General features: G+C 43.5%; 19 protein-coding genes. 9 read left to right on the top strand and 10 right to left on the bottom strand.

The window, feature by feature from the left end; translation table 11 throughout:
• Positions 1–116: 116 nt before the first annotated feature.
• The 6 genes from hisG to ACR63N_RS01545 form a co-directional block, all read right to left on the bottom strand.
• Entirely contained in the window at positions 117–821 is a 705-nt protein-coding gene (gene hisG / locus ACR63N_RS01570; protein WP_472782363.1) for an ATP phosphoribosyltransferase, read from the bottom strand.
• Positions 814–2,082, bottom strand: a complete 1,269-nt coding sequence (gene murA, locus ACR63N_RS01565; protein WP_367105098.1) for a UDP-N-acetylglucosamine 1-carboxyvinyltransferase — start codon at positions 2,080–2,082, stop codon at positions 814–816. The genes hisG and murA overlap by 8 nt, the downstream gene beginning before the upstream one ends.
• An 80-nt stretch (positions 2,083–2,162) precedes the next feature.
• Positions 2,163–2,414: a BolA family protein gene (locus ACR63N_RS01560; RefSeq protein ID WP_472782698.1), complete on the bottom strand. Its 252-nt coding sequence runs from the start codon at positions 2,412–2,414 to the stop codon at positions 2,163–2,165.
• Between the two features lie 254 nt (positions 2,415–2,668).
• Positions 2,669–3,676, bottom strand: coding sequence for an alpha/beta hydrolase (locus tag ACR63N_RS01555; RefSeq protein WP_472782362.1), 1,008 nt, complete (start codon positions 3,674–3,676; stop codon positions 2,669–2,671).
• A 140-nt stretch (positions 3,677–3,816) separates the two neighbouring features.
• Complete coding sequence (locus ACR63N_RS01550) at positions 3,817–4,695, bottom strand: BON domain-containing protein (RefSeq protein WP_472782361.1); 879 nt, start codon at positions 4,693–4,695, stop codon at positions 3,817–3,819.
• A 94-nt stretch (positions 4,696–4,789) separates the two neighbouring features.
• Positions 4,790–5,308, bottom strand: a complete 519-nt coding sequence (locus ACR63N_RS01545; RefSeq protein WP_367105094.1) for a YraN family protein — start codon at positions 5,306–5,308, stop codon at positions 4,790–4,792.
• A 207-nt stretch (positions 5,309–5,515) separates the two neighbouring features.
• Here ACR63N_RS01545 and rsmI point away from each other — a divergent pair, with 207 nt between their 5' ends.
• Together rsmI and ACR63N_RS01535 are read left to right on the top strand one after the other, a co-directional pair.
• A complete protein-coding gene (gene rsmI / locus ACR63N_RS01540; protein ID WP_367105093.1) occupies positions 5,516–6,460 on the top strand; it encodes a 16S rRNA (cytidine(1402)-2'-O)-methyltransferase in 945 nt (314 codons plus the stop codon).
• 52 nt (positions 6,461–6,512) lie between these two features.
• The gene (locus ACR63N_RS01535) at positions 6,513–7,532 is read left to right on the top strand and encodes an adenosine kinase (protein ID WP_367105092.1); all 1,020 of its coding nucleotides are present in this window, start codon (positions 6,513–6,515) and stop codon (positions 7,530–7,532) included.
• A gap of 94 nt (positions 7,533–7,626) precedes the next feature.
• On the opposite strand, the gene ACR63N_RS01530 is transcribed toward ACR63N_RS01535, so the two are convergent.
• On the bottom strand, positions 7,627–8,961 hold the full coding sequence (locus ACR63N_RS01530; protein WP_367105091.1) for an O-acetylhomoserine aminocarboxypropyltransferase/cysteine synthase family protein: 1,335 nt from the start codon (positions 8,959–8,961) through the stop codon (positions 7,627–7,629).
• Between the two features lie 115 nt (positions 8,962–9,076).
• Positions 9,077–9,751 (bottom strand): Fe-S biogenesis protein NfuA, encoded by a 675-nt coding sequence (gene nfuA / locus ACR63N_RS01525; protein WP_367105090.1) that lies wholly within the window; start codon positions 9,749–9,751, stop codon positions 9,077–9,079.
• A 438-nt stretch (positions 9,752–10,189) separates the two neighbouring features.
• Between nfuA and ACR63N_RS01520 the strand changes: the two genes are divergently transcribed.
• The 5 genes from ACR63N_RS01520 to ACR63N_RS01500 all read left to right on the top strand — a co-directional run bounded on the left by ACR63N_RS01520 (position 10,190) and on the right by ACR63N_RS01500 (position 15,657).
• Positions 10,190–11,149: an alpha/beta fold hydrolase gene (locus ACR63N_RS01520; RefSeq protein ID WP_367105089.1), complete on the top strand. Its 960-nt coding sequence runs from the start codon at positions 10,190–10,192 to the stop codon at positions 11,147–11,149.
• A 119-nt stretch (positions 11,150–11,268) separates the two neighbouring features.
• The gene (locus ACR63N_RS01515) at positions 11,269–11,898 is read left to right on the top strand and encodes a glutathione S-transferase family protein (protein WP_367105088.1); all 630 of its coding nucleotides are present in this window, start codon (positions 11,269–11,271) and stop codon (positions 11,896–11,898) included.
• Between the two features lie 266 nt (positions 11,899–12,164).
• Complete coding sequence (locus ACR63N_RS01510; RefSeq protein ID WP_367105087.1) at positions 12,165–13,217, top strand: bifunctional nicotinamide-nucleotide adenylyltransferase/Nudix hydroxylase; 1,053 nt, start codon at positions 12,165–12,167, stop codon at positions 13,215–13,217.
• Between the two features lie 170 nt (positions 13,218–13,387).
• Positions 13,388–14,785 (top strand): nicotinate phosphoribosyltransferase, encoded by a 1,398-nt coding sequence (locus tag ACR63N_RS01505; RefSeq protein ID WP_472782360.1) that lies wholly within the window; start codon positions 13,388–13,390, stop codon positions 14,783–14,785.
• Positions 14,779–15,657, top strand: coding sequence for an SGNH/GDSL hydrolase family protein (locus ACR63N_RS01500; RefSeq protein WP_472782359.1), 879 nt, complete (start codon positions 14,779–14,781; stop codon positions 15,655–15,657). Before ACR63N_RS01505 ends, ACR63N_RS01500 begins: the two co-directional genes overlap by 7 nt.
• An 88-nt stretch (positions 15,658–15,745) precedes the next feature.
• On the opposite strand, the gene ACR63N_RS01495 is transcribed toward ACR63N_RS01500, so the two are convergent.
• Positions 15,746–16,018, bottom strand: coding sequence for a type B 50S ribosomal protein L31 (locus ACR63N_RS01495; RefSeq protein ID WP_367105084.1), 273 nt, complete (start codon positions 16,016–16,018; stop codon positions 15,746–15,748).
• Between the two features lie 471 nt (positions 16,019–16,489).
• On the opposite strand from ACR63N_RS01495, the gene ACR63N_RS01490 reads away from it, so the two are divergent.
• Complete coding sequence (locus tag ACR63N_RS01490; RefSeq protein ID WP_472782358.1) at positions 16,490–17,575, top strand: GNAT family N-acetyltransferase; 1,086 nt, start codon at positions 16,490–16,492, stop codon at positions 17,573–17,575.
• A 104-nt stretch (positions 17,576–17,679) separates the two neighbouring features.
• On the opposite strand, the gene ACR63N_RS01485 is transcribed toward ACR63N_RS01490, so the two are convergent.
• Entirely contained in the window at positions 17,680–18,114 is a 435-nt protein-coding gene (locus tag ACR63N_RS01485) for a COG4315 family predicted lipoprotein (protein WP_472782357.1), read from the bottom strand.
• Between the two features lie 587 nt (positions 18,115–18,701).
• On the opposite strand from ACR63N_RS01485, the gene ACR63N_RS01480 reads away from it, so the two are divergent.
• Positions 18,702–20,309, top strand: a complete 1,608-nt coding sequence (locus ACR63N_RS01480; protein WP_367107346.1) for an FAD-dependent oxidoreductase — start codon at positions 18,702–18,704, stop codon at positions 20,307–20,309.
• Positions 20,310–20,349 lie beyond the last annotated feature (40 nt).

The following is a 20,349-nucleotide window of genomic DNA, read 5'->3' as shown; positions in this document are numbered from 1 at the left end:
CTACTGTAAGCGCTAAACTGGTTTCAAAATTTACATAGCTATTTTCTATATTACTCATAGCACCATATCTATTAGTCATATATCTATATCAATAGTATTGTGCAAGCATCTGGTAGTTATCGAGCGATAGCGATACTGTCTTTAAAGCTCTCAAAAATTGGCTCAAGCAGAGCAAACTTGCGCTTGTAACTGACTTGATTGACAATCAAGCGCGAGGACACATCACAAATATGATCGAGGGGTTCAAGACCATTGGCACGCAGCGTGTTACCAGTATCGACCACATCTACAATCAAATCACCTAATCCTACTAGCGGCGCAAGCTCCATCGAACCATAAAGTTTGATGACATCTACCTGCTGACCTTGGCTGGCAAAGTAGGCACGAGCCACATTGACGTATTTAGTAGCAATACGCAAGCGGCGCTTGGGCAATGGAGCACCTTTTATGCCTGCAGTCATAAGCTTGCACTGAGCAATTTGTAAATCCAACAGCTCATAAACATGATTGGCACCGTGTTCTAAAAGCACATCTTTACCCGCGACTCCAAAATCAGCCGCTCCATGTTCTACATAGGTTGGTACATCGCTTGCCCGTAAAATCAGGACACGAACATGTGGGTTTGAAGTGGGAAAAATCAGCTTGCGCGACGCTTCAGGATCTTCAAGTAAATCAACGCCAGCTGCCTGCAGTAAAGGGAGTGTCTCTTCTAAAATACGGCCTTTAGATAACGCCAGCGTCAAGCCATTAAATTCAGTATCCAACTCATTTAATAAACTGTCGGTTGGTAAATTCGCAGTTTGCTCATTTTGCTTAGTCATTGGTATTAACCCGCTTAATGTTGACGCCTAAAGCGCGCAGTTTATTTTCAACATTCTCATAACCGCGATCAATATGATAAATACGGTCTATTAGACTCTCTCCTTCAGCCGCCGCCGCCGCCATAACTAGTGACATCGAAGCCCGCAGATCCGTCGCCATCACAGGAGCGGCTGTAAAATGCTCAACCCCTCTCACAACAGCAGTATGACCATCTACTTGAATAGAGGCGCCTAAACGATTGAGCTCGGGGACGTGCATGTAGCGGTTTTCAAAAATGTTTTCGATAATAGTGCTGGTGCCATCAGCAAGGCAACAAACCGCCATCAATTGCGCCTGCATATCGGTAGGAAAGCCTGGATGCGGCTGGGTACGAATATCAACTGGCTTTGGGCGCGTCGTCATTTGCGCCCGAATCCAATCCTCACCTGTGCTAATCGTAGCGCCCATAGCCTCAAACTTTTCAAGTACAGGATATAGCAAACTGGCATTGGTTTTTTTGGTCAATACATCGCCGCGGGTCATTAGTGCGCCCGCTAAGTAAGAACCGGTCTCGATACGGTCAGGAACCACGGCATACGTACAGCCTTGCAAGCGCTCAACGCCTTCAATAGTCATCGTTGCTGTCCCAATACCGCTAATTTTAGCGCCCATAGCCACTAGCATATTTGCCAAATCAACCACTTCTGGTTCCAGCGCGCAGTTACCTAGCACCGTAGTACCTTTTGCCAATACTGCTGCCATAATGACGTTTTCAGTACCGCCCACAGTGATCATATCAAAAGAAAAATTACAGCCAAGCAGTTTGCCGCCTTTAGGAGCATGGGCTTTGACATAGCCATTTTCTACCGTAATTTCAGCGCCCATTGCCTCAAAGGCTTTAAGATGCTGATCCACAGGCCGTGAACCAATAGCACAGCCACCTGGTAGGGAAACCTCCGCTTCACCGAATCGCGCCAGCAAAGGCCCTAACACTAAAATAGAGGCACGCATGGTCTTAACCAAATCATAAGGCGCATAAAAGTTATCGATACTCTTGGTATCACAAGTGACCGTATCGCCCTGTTTTTGGATATCAATACCCATACCCGAAATCAGTTTAATCAAGGTGCGTACATCTTGTAGCGATGGTACATTATGCAAGGTCATGGGCGTCTCAGCCAATATCATAGCTGCCAATAAAGGCAACGCAGCATTTTTGGCGCCAGAGATGGTTACTTCTCCTGCAATACGACTACTACCGGTGATTAAAAACTGGTCCATAGGGGTAACAACCTAATTGTATGTGAATAATAAGGTGAGTAATGATAAAAGAGTCATGTGAAAATCAGAGCTTTTTGACTTTATGATTGGCCTGTTGATTGGGTTTCCCATTCAGCAGGGGTCAATGCTTGGATATTAAGCGCATGAATATCACCACTAGCAATCTTGTCGTTAACTAAGGCGTAGATAGCCTGTTGGCGCTGCACGGAGCGCTTGCCCTCAAAGCTTGCATCGACGACACGGACATCGAACTTATTGCCCTGATTGGCCGCTTGAATAAAAGCGTCTGGAAAATGCTGCTGCAAAAATGCAATTAAATCATCAGCGTTCATACTCATAAAAATACCTGTTTTAAATGTGAAGAGAATAGCAAAAATTTCAAACTAAAATGTCAGACCAGTTGCCAAAATAGAGACATTATAACAAGAGTTTATGAATCTTACAGTACCGTCTTGTGCTGATAACCTGTGCTAACACATAATCTGGCTATTTTTATTATGAATGATAACTTGATAGCAGATTGTCAGATTAGAACCAGCAGCACATGAAAAAAGAGGTGCCAATTTTATCTAAGATTGGCTTCATGTCATAAGCTTTTATTTAAATAGTTTAATACTTGCGCGCGTACATCATTCAACCAACGCAAAGGAGACGACATTGCCGCGATGCTCGTAGCATGACTGGCACCTTTAATCTCACCCGTCTCAACGGTTGCCCCATAGTCTTTCAAAGCCTGCGTCATCTTAATAGTATTACGATCATGAACCACTTTGTCATTTTCAGCTGTCAATAATAAATACGGCGGCTGCTTGCCCTTAATGTGCCTATCGGGCATGACATCATCTGGCGTTGCATCATCAGCGAAGGCCGTACCACCGCTATATTGACGAAAATCATAACTGTACGGGCCAGCAATACCTATCACAGCACTAATATCATTTGGACTAACGTTATAAGGTGCTAGAAAATCTTCATCTGAGACGGCAGCTACTGCATTAAATGCACCCGCTGAATGACCTATGACCGCAAAACGCTTAGGGTCAGCATGCAGATCGCTTGCGTTATTATAACTCCACGCAATGGCTTGGGCAGTATCTTTGACGTAGTCAGGGTAGACATGTTCAGGCGCTTTTCGGTAATTAATAACAGCAGTAATATAGCCTGCTTGCGCAAGACTTTGGCCTACAAAAGCATACTGCTCCTTGTTGCCGCTCTCCCATGAGCCGCCATGAACAAATACAATCATAGGATAGCTGTCATTGATAATCCCCTTATCGATGCTATTTTGTGATTGCATCGCTTGCGCTAATGGTTTGGGGTAATAAATATCTAAATCTTGTAGCGGCTCCTCACCATACAAGATGTCTTTGGTAACGCCCACTCCGCCATTCGGGGAGAAGGTATTGAGTACAGACAACGCTGAGATCGCCTGTGCTTGCTGAGCGGTAAAAGTCATAACCCCTACAGCTGCTATGCTCGCCCCTGCCAGCTTCAACTTATTTGTTTTTTGGGATAAGTGGCTAGTCATCTCGTCATTGGCTAGGTCAGTAGTATAGGTTTTTGGTCGTGCTTTATTTGGATTTGAATCTTTCATAGCCGCTACCCTTTTTTATTATCTTTCGATAAATGCTTAATTTCTACTTTCTGTCACCTATTGGCCTTATGACCGTCCAGCTTGTTCTTAGTACTACTACTGTTCAAGGTTCTTGTGACTGCCTTTATTGATGGTGACTCTCAATCACTATACAAGTCAACATAAGGACTTGATGAGTTTTGATTGTCTTGGTTGGCAGGCACGCTATCTGTAGTCGGCTCTACTGGTGCTGGGTTTGCTTGCGGCACAGTATTAGGTGCAGGCGCTGGGGCGATATCTCTGAGCACGGGCGCTGCTACGAATGGCTGCGCAGAAGAAGGCTGGATCGATGTAGGATCTACGGCGCTGCTTTCAGACATAATATCCTCTTCATCGATTGGCAAACCTCTGTCATTCACCACTGTCGTCAGTAGCACCAGCTCAGTAATACCTACGGTACTATTAGCAATATCGATCAGACGGCTTTGCTGAGTGGGGGTCAGGCGTCCCATAATATAGACCACGCCATCATTGGTAATGGCCTTTACTTGGGAAGCTCTAACACCATCGTTGGCCGCGGCTTTGGCCATTAGTTTTGAGGTTATATAGCCATCGTGTACGGTTGAGCTATAGCCTTTAGCGACACTCACATTAAGCTCATTATAGACGCGGCGAACATCAGGCATGGAGCTGACTACTTTTTCAATTTGAGTTTTGAGCGCCTCTGTAGGCACCTCACCGCTTAGGAGTACTTCACTATAAAAGCTGTCGATACTGATGCGGCTGTTTTGTTGTAGGTTCTCTTGCAGACCATAAATATTGACCTTGGCAGTATGCTCAATGCTACGATCAAGTAGGCGCTGAGGAATAGTACGCTCAGTTACCGGCACTCCATAAGTTCCTTGCGTACTATTGGTCAAATAGTTGGTGGTACAGCCTGTACTGATGGCGCAGGCCATTAGCAGCGTACTTAGCGTGATATAGCTTTTCGTAGCGCGCGGCTTTGCTAAAACAGTGTTAAATGTATGCAACCTTGTCATCCTCTACCTCATAAAGCACGTTCAATAGTTAAATATCAATAAGGAATATCTATTAAAATTATCTTTTAGTGAATAATATCAGTATTCGACAACACTACCAAGCGCTTGCCATAAAAGCGCCTGTCAGCCATTCTGGTTGATAAGGTGATACCGACTCGCCTGCTTTATTGCTGTTGCTATCATTGCCATGCACCTTACTATGATCGCCGTCCACGCCAGTCTCTACAGTATAAGCCAAGCTGCGAGTAGTATTATAGGCGACCACATCAAACCGGCAATCACAATTGGCATACTCAGGATGTTGCTGCAAAAAACATTTGGCGGCTTTAATAATTTTGCGTTGTTTGGCTTTAGTGACACTGAGTGCTGCATCCCCAAAACCTGAGCGTAGGCGCTGACGCACTTCAACAAACACCAGTGTCGACCATGCTTGATTAGTCTCTAACATCACTAAATCCAGCTCACCCATTTTTGGCTGCTGCCAGTTTTGTGCGATTAAAACCAAGCCTTGACTCATTAAGAACTGACAAGCGTGCGCCTCAAAACGACTGCCTTGGCGCTGCTTAGGAGAGTTTAGGGCCAGCGAATGATTATGAGCTTTCTGCTTAGCCATAACGTTAGCCTTTTGTACTAATATAAAGTTGTCTGTACGATACGGTAAATCATGACAGAATGGTCAATTGTGAATTATCATAGCACAACATGCTAAACTAACCCCATCAAAGCATACAAATCCTATGTTTTCCTGTTATTTTTTTAAGTACTCTTATAAATAATAAATTCTAAATTCTATATCAATAGCCACGCCTAAGAGGTTTTCATGTCCAGCCCTACTACGATGCCCGCTTGTTTGTATATCGTTGCTACACCGATTGGTAATTTAAACGATATGACGCCGCGAGCACTTGAGACGCTAAAGCAAGTGGCTATCATCGCTTGTGAAGATACGCGTACCTCAGGCAAACTGCTGGCGCACTTTGGCATCGATACCAAAACTGATAACAAAAATGCTAGTAACAATACTAGTAATGATGACGCAGACAAGATTGAAGAAAACGTTGACAAACCTCGTGGCTATAATAAACTTTGGGCCTATCATGAACACAATAGCGCCATTCAAACCCCTAAGATTATCGAGATGATTCAACAAGGACATTCGGTTGCTCTGATTAGCGATGCCGGCACGCCTTTGGTTAGTGATCCAGGTTTTCAGTTGGTACAGGCCGCGCATGCCGCTGGGGTAACAGTCTCGCCTATTGTTGGAGCTTCAGCCGCTATTGCTGCCCTGTCAGTTGCAGGTCTGCCCTCCGATCGCTTTAGCTTTATAGGGTTTTTACCAGCAAAGACGCATGGTCGCCAAAAACAACTCGAAACCTTGAAATCACGTACTGAAACGCTTATTTTTTATGAGGCACCTCACCGTATTATCGCAAGCCTTGAGGATATGGCTAAAGTATTTGGCACCGAGCGGCAGGTGGCTTTTTGTCGCGAGCTGACCAAAACCTTTGAAACAGTGTACAACACCTCTCTTGGAGCGCTTAGCGAGTTTGTTAAAGCCGATAGCAATCAGCAACGCGGTGAAATAGTTATCGTCGTTGCAGGTGCTAATACAGCGCACGACGACGATGACGTCAGTATCCACGATAAACTTTTGCAGCGCCTACTCGAGGATCTGTCAGTTAAAAAGGCGGCAGCATTGGCAGCTGATATTACGGGCGTCAAAAAAAATGCGTTATATCAGCGTCTGCTTGAGCTGCAAACTTGATTTTTATTTAAAGACAATAACTTGGTAAATACAGCAATTGGAGAGATAAGCGATGTATGATGTGATGGCAGTAGGTAATGCTTTGGTCGATTACGAATTTGTATTGACCGATGCAGCGTTAGAAGAAACTGAGCTTACCAAAGGTAATATGACGCTGGTTAGTTTAGAAGAGCAGCAGCAGGTTTTAGCATTTTTAAAGCTGGCCAACATCAAACTATCAAAAAAAGCAGGCGGCGGTTCAGCAGCTAATACCATGTTTGCCTTTGCAAGCCTCGGCGGTAAACCTTTTTATGCCTGCCGCGTCGGTGACGATGAACAAGGCTTATTTTATTTAAAAGATTTGAACGAGGCCGGCGTTGCGACCTCAAAGCAGTCTATACACGCAGGCGGAGTCACAGGTTCCTGTGTAGTTGCTGTGACCGAAGACGGTGAGCGTACTATGCAAACCTATCTTGGCACATCGAGCGACATTACTAGCGATAATGTTGATTTTGATGCGTTGACCCAAGCTGATTGGTTATATATAGAAGGCTATTTGGCCATGTCGGAAAGCATTCAACCAGCCATGACTCAGCTGCGCCAACAGGCTGGCATCCATAACGCTAAAATCGCCGTCAGCTTTGCTGACCCTGCGGTAGTAAAATTTGCCAAAGAGGGTCTGCTCAATATGCTGGGTAATAAAGTCGAGGTGATATTTTGCAATAGTGAGGAGGCGCGCCTGTTCACTGAGAAAAAACAAATCAAGGCTGCTGCTCGGGCCTTGCTTGACTACTGTCAGATTGCTGTGGTGACAGATAGTGCGAACCCTACAATCATCGCTTATAAATCAGAACAGACTAAAGAAGTTGGTTTTTATGAGGTGACGACGCCGACTGTAGCTCATGTTACTGATACCAATGGTGCTGGTGACAACTACGCTGGGACTTTTTTATACGCTTTATCTCAGCAATATAGTTTGCCTGAATGTGGTCGCCTAGCTGGTGAGGTCTCAGCGCAAGTGATCCAGCAGTTCGGTCCGCGCCTAAGCTCACAAGATTATAAAGATATTGCACACCGTGTATTGACCGTTTAGTAATTTAGTTGCAGCCTACCAGCACAAAAAAGCCCGTACTGATCATACGGGCTTTTGGTTTATTGGACAAAAAAAATAGATATAGACTCTCAACCTAAGCCTGCGCCAATGCTTGTTCTAAATCAGCTTTAATATCATCAATATGTTCAATACCAATTGACAGCCGTACCATATCCTCACTGACGCCCGCTTGTTCAAGCTCTTGCCCATTGAGCTGACGGTGAGTCGTGGTCGCAGGATGACAGGCTAAGGACTTGGCATCGCCAATATTTACTAGGCGTGTGATCAGTTGCAGGGCGTCGATGAAGCGCGCTCCTGCTGCACGCCCGCCTCCTTCTTCGTCCTCTCTACTACTTTTAACGCCAAAGGTCAAAATCGCTGAAGGCGTGCCTTGCATATATTTTTGTGCCAAATCATGCTCAGGATGATCAGACAAACCGGCGTACTTTACCCAAGCTACTTTGTCATGGTCACGCAAGTATTCAGCAACGGCTTGCGCGTTCTCGACATGGCGCTCCATACGCAGACTCAAAGTCTGCATGCCTTGCAAAATACTAAAAGCATTAAGCGGACTTAATGCCGCGCCAGTATTGCGCAGAGGGGCTACGCGAGCACGGGCAATAAAAGCGGCTTCCCCCACATCTTGGACAAAATTCACCCCATGGTAGCTGGCATCTGGCGTATTGAGTAGAGAGAAGCGCTCAGGATAATCGCCCCAAGGAAATCTACCGCTATCGACGATTGCGCCGCCAATTGAAGTACCGGTCCCGCTCATATATTTGGTCAATGAATGCACCACGATATCAGCGCCAAATTCAAACGGCCGACACAGTGCTGGTGTGGCGACTGTATTATCAATCACTACCGGTACGCCATATTCGTGCGCAATATCGCTTAGTGCCTGAATATCAACGATATTGCCTAATGGATTACCGATGCTCTCAGCAAAAACCATCTTAGTTTTATCATCAATCAAATCATGAATAGCCTCAGGGTTTTTATGATCAAAAAAGCGCACCTCAATTCCTTGACGCGGCAAAGTATGGGCAAATAAATTATACGTACCACCGTACAATGTCGATACCGCGACAATGTTGTCACCCATCTCACAAATGGTCTGCACCGTATAAGTAATCGCTGCCATACCGGAGGCTACGGCCAGCCCGCCAACACCGCCCTCGAGTGCGGCAACGCGCTCCTCCAACACCGCATTAGTGGGGTTCATAATACGAGTATAAATGTTGCCTTGAACTTTTAAATCAAATAAATCCGCCCCGTGCTGGGTATCATCAAACGCATAAGAGCTAGTATGATAAATGGGCACGGCAACCGCTTTAGTGGTCGGCTCGACACTGTAGCCGGCGTGAATCGCTAAAGTTTCTAAACGCTGAGAGTCTAAATTGTTATCGTCTGTTTGCTGGTCACTCATAATCTGCTCCTTGATAGAGGGTAAATACAGCTATAAAAAAAGCTGAGTTAATCATAACTCAGCTTTGGTACGAATAAAACAACAGAAGTAAGCTTTTCCAAGCTCCTAACGACCTTTACTTATAATAAGCGTTTTCTGTACGCGTGTGATCAGTCTCGTCAATCACTTGCGTCAGCTCCGGTATTTGCTGCTTTAGCTGCACCTCTACCCCGTGACGCAAAGTCATATCGACCGCTGAGCAGCCTTGGCAACCACCGCCAAACTTAAGCACCGCCGTCAGCCCAATGCCTTCTTCTTCAATAAGCTCTATCAAATCGACCATACCACCATGAGCTGCTAGACCTGGGTTAATCTCTGATTGCAGTACATAGTTGATACGTTCCTCAACACTGGCATCAGCGCCAACTTTAGGCACTTTAGAATTGGGAGCGCGGAAGGTTAATTGACCACCGAAACGATCTTTATTGTAGTCAATTACCGCATCTTCTAGATATGGTACCGATGACGCTTCGATGAAAGCTGAAAACTCGTCATAACTTAACTGTAAATCAGCACTATCTTCTTCGCCAGGCTGATTATATGCCATACAGCACTCAGCACGCGGTGTACCTGGATGTTCAACAAAGATACGAACACCGATGCCATCGGTATCTTGTTTAGACAATAGATCAGCTAAATAACCTTGAGCAGATTCAGTAATAGTAATATTACTTTTGATCTCAGACTGATCAGTATCTAAAGCTGATTCATAGCCATCAGCTACAGTGTTTGTTGGATTGTGTTCACTCATAAGGCTTCCTATTCGTTGTGACATCAGTACCAGTCTGTTTGCCGCTACGGTGTCGTGAATTTGAGAGGTTTGCAATTATTAACTGTTGCCGTTTTGAATACTTTTGCTCTGACTACGATCAACAATACATGTCTATAAATTTATAGGGTTCATTATAGCGCACTTAAGAGGTAATTCCGACTGCGCTACTGTGTTTTAGCAACAGCTGCTATAAATATAGAGTAATACGCTTACTCAGTACCCTATCTATATTAAGACGACTTAATGGATTATCAAGGATTTTTACACGCAGGATTAAAACTATAGAGGCTATACAAAATAGTAAGACGCTACCTTGTAAAACAGTACTTCTGACTGGGTCATCTTTCGATGATATTTGCCAACCCTCATGCCAATAAGTACACTTCAGCAATCAATACAACAAATGAGCATTGTTGCATGCTAACAGAAACCTTAAAAAAGTTAACCACCAAAGATGGCGCGCAAGTTGCCGTTTGGAAAGTGAGTAATTCTACAGATATAAGACTCAACACAAAGGCAAGCTCTCCTACTCAGCAGGTTGCAAAGAGCCAAAATATCTTTTTGACCCACGGTACCTTCTCAGACAAAAGAGCTTGTTTAAGAATAGCCAGTTATTTGGCTCAGCTGGGACACGACTGCTATATTATGGAATGGCGCGGTCATGGCGCTAGTCCGAAATCAACAAAGAAATTCAATTTTGAAACCGTTGCTACTTACGACTTTGCAGCGGTTTTTCGATATTTATTCGATGATTTAAAGCTAGACAACTTACACTGTGTGACTCATAGCGGCGGCGGTGTTTGTTTGACGATGTTTTTAATACAAAATGAGCAATATATCGATAAAGTAAATAGCATGAGTTTATTTGCCTGCCAAGCGTATGGCGCAATATCAGATGTCAAAAGCTATGCCAAAATTTCTGCAGCAAACATTTTTAACCGTATGTTAGGTTATATTCCTGCTAAGCTGCTCAAACTAGGTCCGGTTAACGAGAGCTACTACATGATGGCACAGTGGTACGACTGGAACTTAAACAAAAACTTTAACAGCAGTTTTACTAAAAAAAATAACAGTAAACACTGCAGCCATTTTGATCAAACTAATAGCGATGAGCGCTTCGATTATCGTCAAGCTATGCCAAAAATTACTATCCCTATCTACGCTATCAGTGCTAAAGGCGATACCTTTATCTCGCCCACTCAGGGCTGCAAACTATTCTTCGATAACTTTAGTCATCCAAGCAATGTATTTTATGAGTTCTCGAAAGCTAACGGCAACTTAAGCGATTATACGCACAGTAGGATTTTGATGAGCCGTGATGCTGCCAAAGAGATTTGGCCAACGGTTGCCGCTTGGATTAATAAGCATACAAAATGAGATTACATCTATTCAAATTAACTTCACATAAGATAACCCAATAAACTCTTATGATTAGTTAAACTTTATAACGTTAATAAAAAATGATAGATAAATAAATAATGATAAAGGAGTAGGCTATGAAGTTATATGTGATTCCAGGTACTTGCGCAGTTGTTCCGCACACCGCCCTTGAGTGGACAGGCGCAGACTATGAGCTTGAGCTTCTAGACCATGATTCTGTCAAATCAGAAGAATATCTAAAAATAAACCCACAAGGCGCCGTACCTTCGATAGTCGATGGCGATACCATTATTACGCAAAATATCGCTACCCAAGTCTATATTGATGCTAACTACCCTGAAACAAACATCTTTGGGGGTAATGAAACACCGGCCGAAAAAGGCGAATTTATGCATTGGCTAGCATTCGTAAATGCTGATCTTCATAAAGCCTTTGCGCCTCTCTTTGGCCCTGATGGCTTTATAGAAGACGAAGCAGCGCAGGAACAATTAAAAGCGAAAGCAAAAGAAAAAATTGCGCACCTGCTTAGATTGCCCAATGAGCAACTGAGTAAGCATGATTATCTAACCGGCACTAAGACTACCGCTGATATCTATCTTTACGTTACCCTAACGTGGGCAAAGAAGTTTGAGATTGACTTGTCTAAATACAATAATTTAAACGACTTTGTTAAGCGTATTGAAGAGGATAAAGGCTTAACTGCTGTTCTTGAACAGCAAGGTTTAGAGAAAATTGGATCGTTATAAGTTATTATGATTACAAAGTGTAATTATAAACCGAATAGTTATGTAAGTAACTACACTTAAATCCCTCTAATTAAATTGGAGGGGTTTTTTATTGCCTATATTTGTTGTCTATTATTTTAATTTGCCTAAAATAAGCTAATACTCAATTATGATATGACCTAAAACATCTTTCTACTTGTCAGCTGTCAAGCGCTTGTGTCAGTATTAGCGCCATTAACAATTTTTGAATAAATAGTAAATGAGTACGTGGTAAGGAGTTGACAGTTATGAGCGAGTTATCAAAACAAAATTCTAATGATAAAAATGATAAGCACTATCAATATTTAGTCTTTATTGGCCGCTTTCAGCCTTTCCATTTTGGGCATAAAGCGGTCGTTGATGAGGCGCTTAAGCGCGCAGATAATGTGATTATGCTTATCGGTTCTGCTAATCTGCCGCGAAGCCTGCGAAATCCTTTTTCGGTAAGCGAGCGTACCGCGATGATTAAAAACGCTTACTCAAAAGAAGACGCCGCGCGTATTCACTGCGTTGGCCTTGACGATGCGTTATACAACGATACGCGCTGGCTAAAATATGTGCAAGCGGGCGTACGCTCGGTGACTAATGACTTAAATGCGGATATCGGCTTGATTGGGCATTCAAAAGATAGCTCTTCTTATTATTTATCGTTATTCCCAAACTGGGCATCAGTCTCAGTACCCAACTATCATAATCTATCAGCTACCCCTATTCGCGACAGTTATTTGATGGGTGCAACGCCAACACCTGAGCGTACGCCTGAATCTACGCGTAAAGTGCTAAATGAGTTTAAAGAGACTGATGAGTATAAAAAGCTGCACCTTGAGGCCGGCTTTATCGATAAATATAAAAAACAGTGGGAATCTGCTCCTTATCCGCCGACCTTTATGACCGCTGATGCGCTAGTGGTGCAGTCAGGACATATCTTACTCGTTGAGCGTCGTAGTATGCCAGGCAAAGGGCTTTGGGCACTGCCAGGGGGGTTTTTAAATCCTAAAGAAACCTTGTTTGATGCCTGTATCCGTGAGCTACGCGAAGAGACCCGCTTAAAGGTTCCTGAACCGGTGCTACGTGGCTCGTTTCATAGTCAGCATACCTTTGATGATCCGTATCGCTCAGCGCGCGGACGCACGATTACTCAAGCATTTTATCTACAGCTCAAAAACGACGCCAAAGGCTTACCCAAAGTCAAAGGTGGTGATGATGCAGCTACCGCATTTTGGCTGCCGCTTGCTGAATTAGATGCCCAGATGATGTTTGAAGATCACTATGCGATTATTACTAAAATGGTAGGGTTGTAAATCTTGGCTCATCAACCATCTAACTTTTGTACTGCAAACTTGTAAACAAAAGTCTATTAATTTAATTATTGTAAGCGTATAATAATTAAAAATTTTCACAACCCAAGCCGATAGACGGTAAGGGTCAATCGCCGCAATAATGCGGTACCTAAAAGCAGAGGAGTTCTGTGATGTACACCAGTAATTTTAATAATTTAATCTTAAATTCTGACAGCTATAAAACCTCGCACTGGCTACAATATCCACCCGGTAGCGAGTATATGTCAAGCTACGTTGAGGCTCGCAGTGGCGACTACGATGTGCTGTTTTTCGGTCTACAAGCTTTTATTAAAGAATACCTACATGCACCGATTACCACGGCTCATATTGATGAAGCCGAAGCGGTTATCACCGCGCATGGTCTGCCTTTTAACCGAGCGGGTTGGCAGCGCCTAGTCGCAAAGCACGGTGGCCGATTACCTATACGTATTCAAGCGGTGCCTGAAGGCAGTATTGTGTCGGTATCAAACGTGGTTTGCCAAGTCGTCAATACCGATCCTGAGTTTTATTGGCTGCCAAGCTACCTTGAGACTACTCTACTGCGCGCTATTTGGTATCCCTCAACTGTCGCCAGTTTATCTTATTATTGCAAAAACGTGATCAAAGCCGCGCTAGAAAAGTCCGCTGATAATAGCGACAGCCTACCTTTTAAATTACATGATTTTGGCGCGCGCGGTGCCTCTAGTATGGAAACCGTAGCTTTGGGCAGCCTTGCTAACTTGGTCAATTTTTCCGGCACTGATAGCATGACAGCTTTGGTTGCCGCTAGCCGCTGGTATGGGATGAATAAAGACATGCCAGCATTCTCCATACCTGCCGCTGAGCACAGTACCATGACCGCTTGGGGACGCGAGCGCGAGACTCAGGCTTATGAGAATATGCTGGATCAGTTCGGCGGCGCAGGCCATACCGTAGCCGTGGTATCGGACAGTTATGACTTATGGAATGCCATTGATAACATCTGGGGCGACGCGCTCAAAGATAAAGTAGAAACTATGAGCGGCACATTAGTAATACGTCCTGACAGTGGCGATCCTGCCAAGGTAGTTCGTGAGGCTTTAGAGCGTTTGGCTGTAAAGTTTGGCACGACAACCAATAGCAAGGGCTATAAAGTCCTGCCTGATTACGTGCGCCTCATTCAAGGCGATGGTATCAATCCGCAAAGCTTAGGCAAGATATTAGACGTCGTTATGGCAGCTGGCTTTAGTGCAGAGAATGTCACCTTTGGGATGGGCGGCGGTCTATTGCAGCAAGTTAACCGCGATACTATGAGCTGGGCGATGAAAGCCAGCGCTATTCAAATTGACGGCGAATGGGTAGATATCTTTAAAGATCCGGTGACCAGCCGCTCCAAACGCTCCAAAAAGGGCCGCTTGGCGCTAGTTAAAGGTCGTAACGGTGACCTTAACACTATCAAAGAAGAGACATTAGAACATCTAGCAGATAACTTACTACAAGACGTGTTTGTCGATGGTCAATTACTGGTTGATGATAATCTTACCACGATCAGAGGACGCACAGGATGGTAACCGCCTCTAATACAAAAAACGCGGTAAGAACAGCAGCTGCGGCTAAAGTTGCGATTGTGGCCAAAGACGTGTTACTCGCGCCTATCTACTTATATCAAGGCCGTAAAGTTAAGCGTGACACCATACGCCTCCCTGAACCTAAAGGCGCACGTTGGGGCAGTGTTAAGCTTGAAAAAACCCGTGCTACTAATGCTAAGCCAACACTTAATCTTATGATTGTTGGCGATTCATCAGCAGCAGGCGTAGGCAGCCAGTCGCAGCAGCAAGCGCTAGCTGGGCGACTGATTCCATCTTTAGTGCAGCAGTCAGTAATTAACTCAAATTTTGCTCAGCTTGACTGGTCACTACAGGCTACTACCGGACATACCAGCTTTGATATTTTGCGCAGGCTTTATGTACTTTCTACGCCTTGTGAGCCTATTGATGTCATGATACTAAGCCTTGGGGTGAATGACGCAACCTCTAATGTCGCAACTAAAACATGGCGACGGCAGCTTGAAGATATTATCGAGGTTGCCAAGCGTAAATTTGGCGTAAAGACGATTGTTTTCTCAAGTCTACCTCCAATGGCAAAAATGCCTGCCCTGCCCGCGCCTTTGAACGAGTTTATCGGAGCCAAAGCGACGAAGCTTGATAATATATTGCAGCAAGTTTGTACTCAGCATGATGGCGTGTACTACATGGGCGCTGATTTTACGCGTATGGCTGAGGAGCACCGCAGTAAAGACAATAATAGTAATGGTGAGCCTATAGATGGCACCGTCATGTTCGCCAGCGACGGTTTTCACCCAAGCTCTATAACGTACGGTTATTGGGCGCAGCAATTGAGCGACTTGATAAGCGCTTTACTAGCTAGAGAAAATACGAATTAACAACCATTTAAAATAAAAAAACCGCTGATCATTCAGCGGTTTTTTCTTGGCTCTACTAGAAGTATTTAGCTCTACTAACTTGATAAACTTACTCAGCAGAAGATTTTTTGCTACGGCCACCAAAAGCACCAAAACGCTTGTTAAAGCTAGCAACACGGCCTTCGGTTGAGCTTTTACGCTGCTCACCCGTATAGAACGGATGCGAAGCACTTGAGATATCAAGTGGATAATATGGGTACTCTTTACCTTCGTATTCGCGAGTCGCTTTAGTATTAACCGTAGAACGGGTTAAGAAAAACACGTCAGCATTCGTGTCGTGGAACAGTACTTCTTGATAATCAGGATGAATATCTTTACGCATAATAAACTCTCTAGGTCCGATGTATGCTTAACCAATCAGTCTTCGATATAAGTTAGATTGTGCACACGTAACTGAGGCACTAAGGACATTTTTCAATCTGGCCATCAAGTCACTGGCTTATTCCAGCACCTAATACCATATTGCTGCTCACTTAGCCTTCCACAGCGGGAAAATTAAACCGCGATTTTAACGGTTTTTGTGGTTTGATGCAAGTTAGCTGTATACCAGAGGCTAAATATTTAAAAGTCGTTAAGGTACATTGTGGTTACTGACTTATGACTGCTTTTCTACTTCAGCTTATGTTCTTCACTCTTTCTTCTGCGTTGTAATTGCAGTATCTCCTTATACATAATATAAACAAGTAAAAGATGTGAGTTAAACTTTATTACACTATTGTAGGTATTAATACCTAGTGTTTTACTGTACATTCATCTATACGTATATATATTATGTAATAAGGGTATTAAAAATATGGATAAGGTATCTGTAAAATTTATAACTATAGACAAGGATTGGGATAAAGAGATTTCAAACTATAGTTTTGATATATACCATCTATCTGGTTGGATTAACGCTTCAGCCGTTATAGACGACGGCAAGCCTCAGGGTATAGTCGCCGAATATAATAATAAAAAAATATATTTGCCTTTAATGATAAGAGAGATTGACGCTAAGTACTGGGATGCCACTTCTACTTATGGGTATGGCGGTCCGCTGGTTGACGACACTGTGACCACTGATGAGCTGGATATCATGTTAAAAGGCCTTCAGGATTTTCTTTATGAAGAAGGCTGTGTCTCTTTGTTTATGCGCCTGCATCCCATCATTAACAAAGAACGAGAGCGCCCCCCAGCTGTTGGTAAAATAATAAAGCATGGCTTAACAGTAGCCTCTGATTTGACTAAATCTGAAGAAGAACACTGGCAAGAAACTCAAAATCAGCACCGCCGTGGCATCAAAAAAGCAATGAAAATGGATGTGACTACTAAGGTTGAAGCGTTGGACGAAGAAAACGCTAAAATCTTTTCAAAGATTTATGAAGAGACGATGGCGAATGTTGGTGCCACTGATTATTATTTTTTTGATGACAATTATTACTATAATTTATCTGAAAACCTACAAGGCAGATTGCTGTTGATAACGGCTTATCAAGAGGATAAGCCTATTGCTTCTTCTTTATACACTGCCTGTGAGGAGTCAGGGATTATGCAGTATCATTTAGGAGGAACGCTCGACGATTATAGAAAACTGCAGCCTGCTAAACTGATTACTCATGTGGCAAGAGACTGGGGGCGGGAAAATAACTATAAATTACTTCACCTTGGCGGTGGCCTTGGTGCTAGCCTCGACTCACTATACAAATATAAAAAAGGCTTTAGCTCCAGCTCTGAGGAGTTTGATTTTAAAACCTATAGACTCATTGTCAACCCAGAAAAATATGCCGAATTGGTAGCCAAGATTGGTCTGAGCGAGGAAGATTTGAATTCTGACTTCTTCCCTTTATATAGAAAAAAGGCAGCACTTGCTTCTGAAGATGAGGCGAACAGACCTGCTTAATAAGGTAGTATTAAAAAGTATTATTGCAGACAGTATCACTATAAAAAAACAGCAGCTATAACTAGTTATAGCTGCTGTTTTTTGTCTCTACAATATATTGGGCTTTATTGAGTTGGAACAATATGCCAAACGCCTTTTACATTATCGCCGTTTGCATCTCCAGCTTTAGTGTCTTTTACAAAGAAGTATAACGGCATGTTATTGGCAGCCCACTGATAAGTACCGTCATCACGCTGAAAAGTCGAGAACTGACCGACGCTTTTGGCATTGTTAGGGGCGGTAAGTGCTGGCCAAGCCGCTAAACAATCACCTGTACAGTTCGACTTATTGGCAGTGTCTTTGTCAAAGGTATATAGCGTCATGTAATTAGTAGAATCAACCAGCATATCGTTTCTACTAGTCACTGGTACGGCGCTGCTACTAACCATCTGGTTATCATTCATTCCTGACATATTAGTGCCAAATACTTTATCCATTGTCGAGCAGCCTGTAAGCGCTAAAACACCACTTAGTGCAGATAACATCATAATACGCTTCATAGTAACTTCCTTATTCTTAGAAAATGATTAGTCAGTTTAAATACTTTGTTTGTTTAAATACTCTGTTTTTTGAATACCCTTTTGTTTCCTAGCATTAAGCTTTTTTAATATAGCACATGCTTTAAAAAAGTTAATTCTACTCTTTAGCTAACTTACAAAACGCAAACCGAAACATACATATAGATGACCACTGGCTATTGAGACTCCTATCATTATTTACTTAGTTGCTACGATACTATTAGCCAGCTCTCATACAATAGTCAGACAAATAAAGTTGATATAAAACGAGTAATGCTACTTAAGTTGATCAATTTAAATTGACTAAAACATAAGTCAAATAAAGAAATAGTTTTGACAACTAAAAGTTTGCCATACTGCTAAACCTGAAATATAACGGTAACAGTAGTGAATAAGTATTGAACTCGCTTATTGGTGCACGCATATAAACTCAGCACAGCTAAAAACTATAACCGCTATTTTTATACGGCTGTATTTACAATCTCTACCGTCAGTTCAATGATTCATAGCTTAGATTCATAGCTTATTTGATGCTTATGACATTCGACTTTAAGGATATTATAACGATAATGACTCAATTTTCTAAAAACACTCAGTCCGCCAGCAGCACTAATACAATCTTAAATTATGCTAAAGATAAACCAGTGAAACGCGTAGGGATTTTGGGCGGCGGTACAGCAGGCTCGACGATAGCTATTCGCCTTGCTGCCTTGGGACTTGAGACTTATTTGTTTGAAAAAAAGACCTCATTGATTGATGGTCCACCAATGTGTCATCTGCATGCAGGGGGCAACTTGTATCGAGAGATTCCAGAAGCCGACTGCGTGGCTCTGCTTAAGCAGTGCATAGATATCCTACGTCTTTATCCTTATACCATGGACGTGCGACCTACGGTTTTTGCCGTGCCAACTCGCGATGAGGGTTTACCAGAAGATTTGTTGCCGCGTCTTGATACGTTGACCGATGCTTATCGCGAGATGGTGGCTAAAGACATCCATAATAAAGTTTTGGGTGAACCTGAAAACTACTATCAGCTCTATAGCCATGAGCAGATGGTGGCGTTATCAGAGCGTGAACAGGTTGCTGTGCCTACGTGTATTGATGAGTGGATGATACCGGTTGCCAAGTATCTTGACCTTAATAAGGTTAAATTTCCACTGATTGTCGTGCAAGAATACGGCTGGAATATTTTTCGTCTCGCCGCCTCAGCTCAGCTGGCGCTCAATGAGTATGAACACGCTCACGTCTTTACTAACACTAGCGTGCAGCAAGTGGCGGCCGTTGACTGCGAGAATTGTACCAACGCCGATCATCATGTGGTCAAATGGCGTGTCGACTATCAGCAAAATGTTGGCAATCAGCAAGACAGCCAACCTGAAACTGAGTCTGTCGAGGTCGACTATCTAATCAATGCTTGCGGCTTTCGTACTGGTATTATCGATGATATGGTGGGCGTTGAAGTGACGCGTATGGTTGAGTTTAAATCCTCGTATATCACGCATTGGGGCGAGGCTGGTGGTCAGATTCCAGAGATCATTATTTATGGCGCGCGCGGGACACCTGAAGGTATGGCGCAGCTTACGCCTTATCCAGATGGCTATTTCCAAATCCACGGTATGAGCAAAGCCATTACTTTATTTGACAACGGTTTGGTGGCATCTAACAAAGACAGTGCGCAGCCCAAATTACCTGCACAATATGTACATTATATTGAAGATGGCTGGGATAAAGCGCCGCTACAAGCGCGCAGCCAGCAAGCGATTGAATATGTGGCGGAGTTTGTACCGACTTTTAATAGTGCTCATACTGTGGGTAATGCGCTATATGGCGGTCAACAGATTCCAGGGCAGGACGATACTCTACGCGTGGCTGACGTTAGCTTGTATTCTAATTTGCATTATGCACGTGCTGAGAATGTCAAAGCCTCTTCCACCTTGATTGCCGCTGACGAGATTGTTGATGAGCTGACAAAGCTGAACATATTACAAAAAGATTTGCCAGCCAATCATAAGCGTTTTACCCATCAGTGGTCGTACTTGGCGCATAATAATGAGACGACAGTTGACTGCTTAGCTAAAGTATTGGCCGAAGAACGCGGCTTTCCACTAGCGATGGCTGGTGTCAATCACAGTATTCGCGAAGTAGCACTAGATAGTGTAACGACTGCTAAGGTATGATCAATTGATAAGCTATGCAAAATAATTTACTAGCAGCAAC

The organism is Psychrobacter sp. M4 (assembly GCF_055699795.1).
This window is presented reverse-complemented; position numbering and strand designations above follow the sequence as displayed.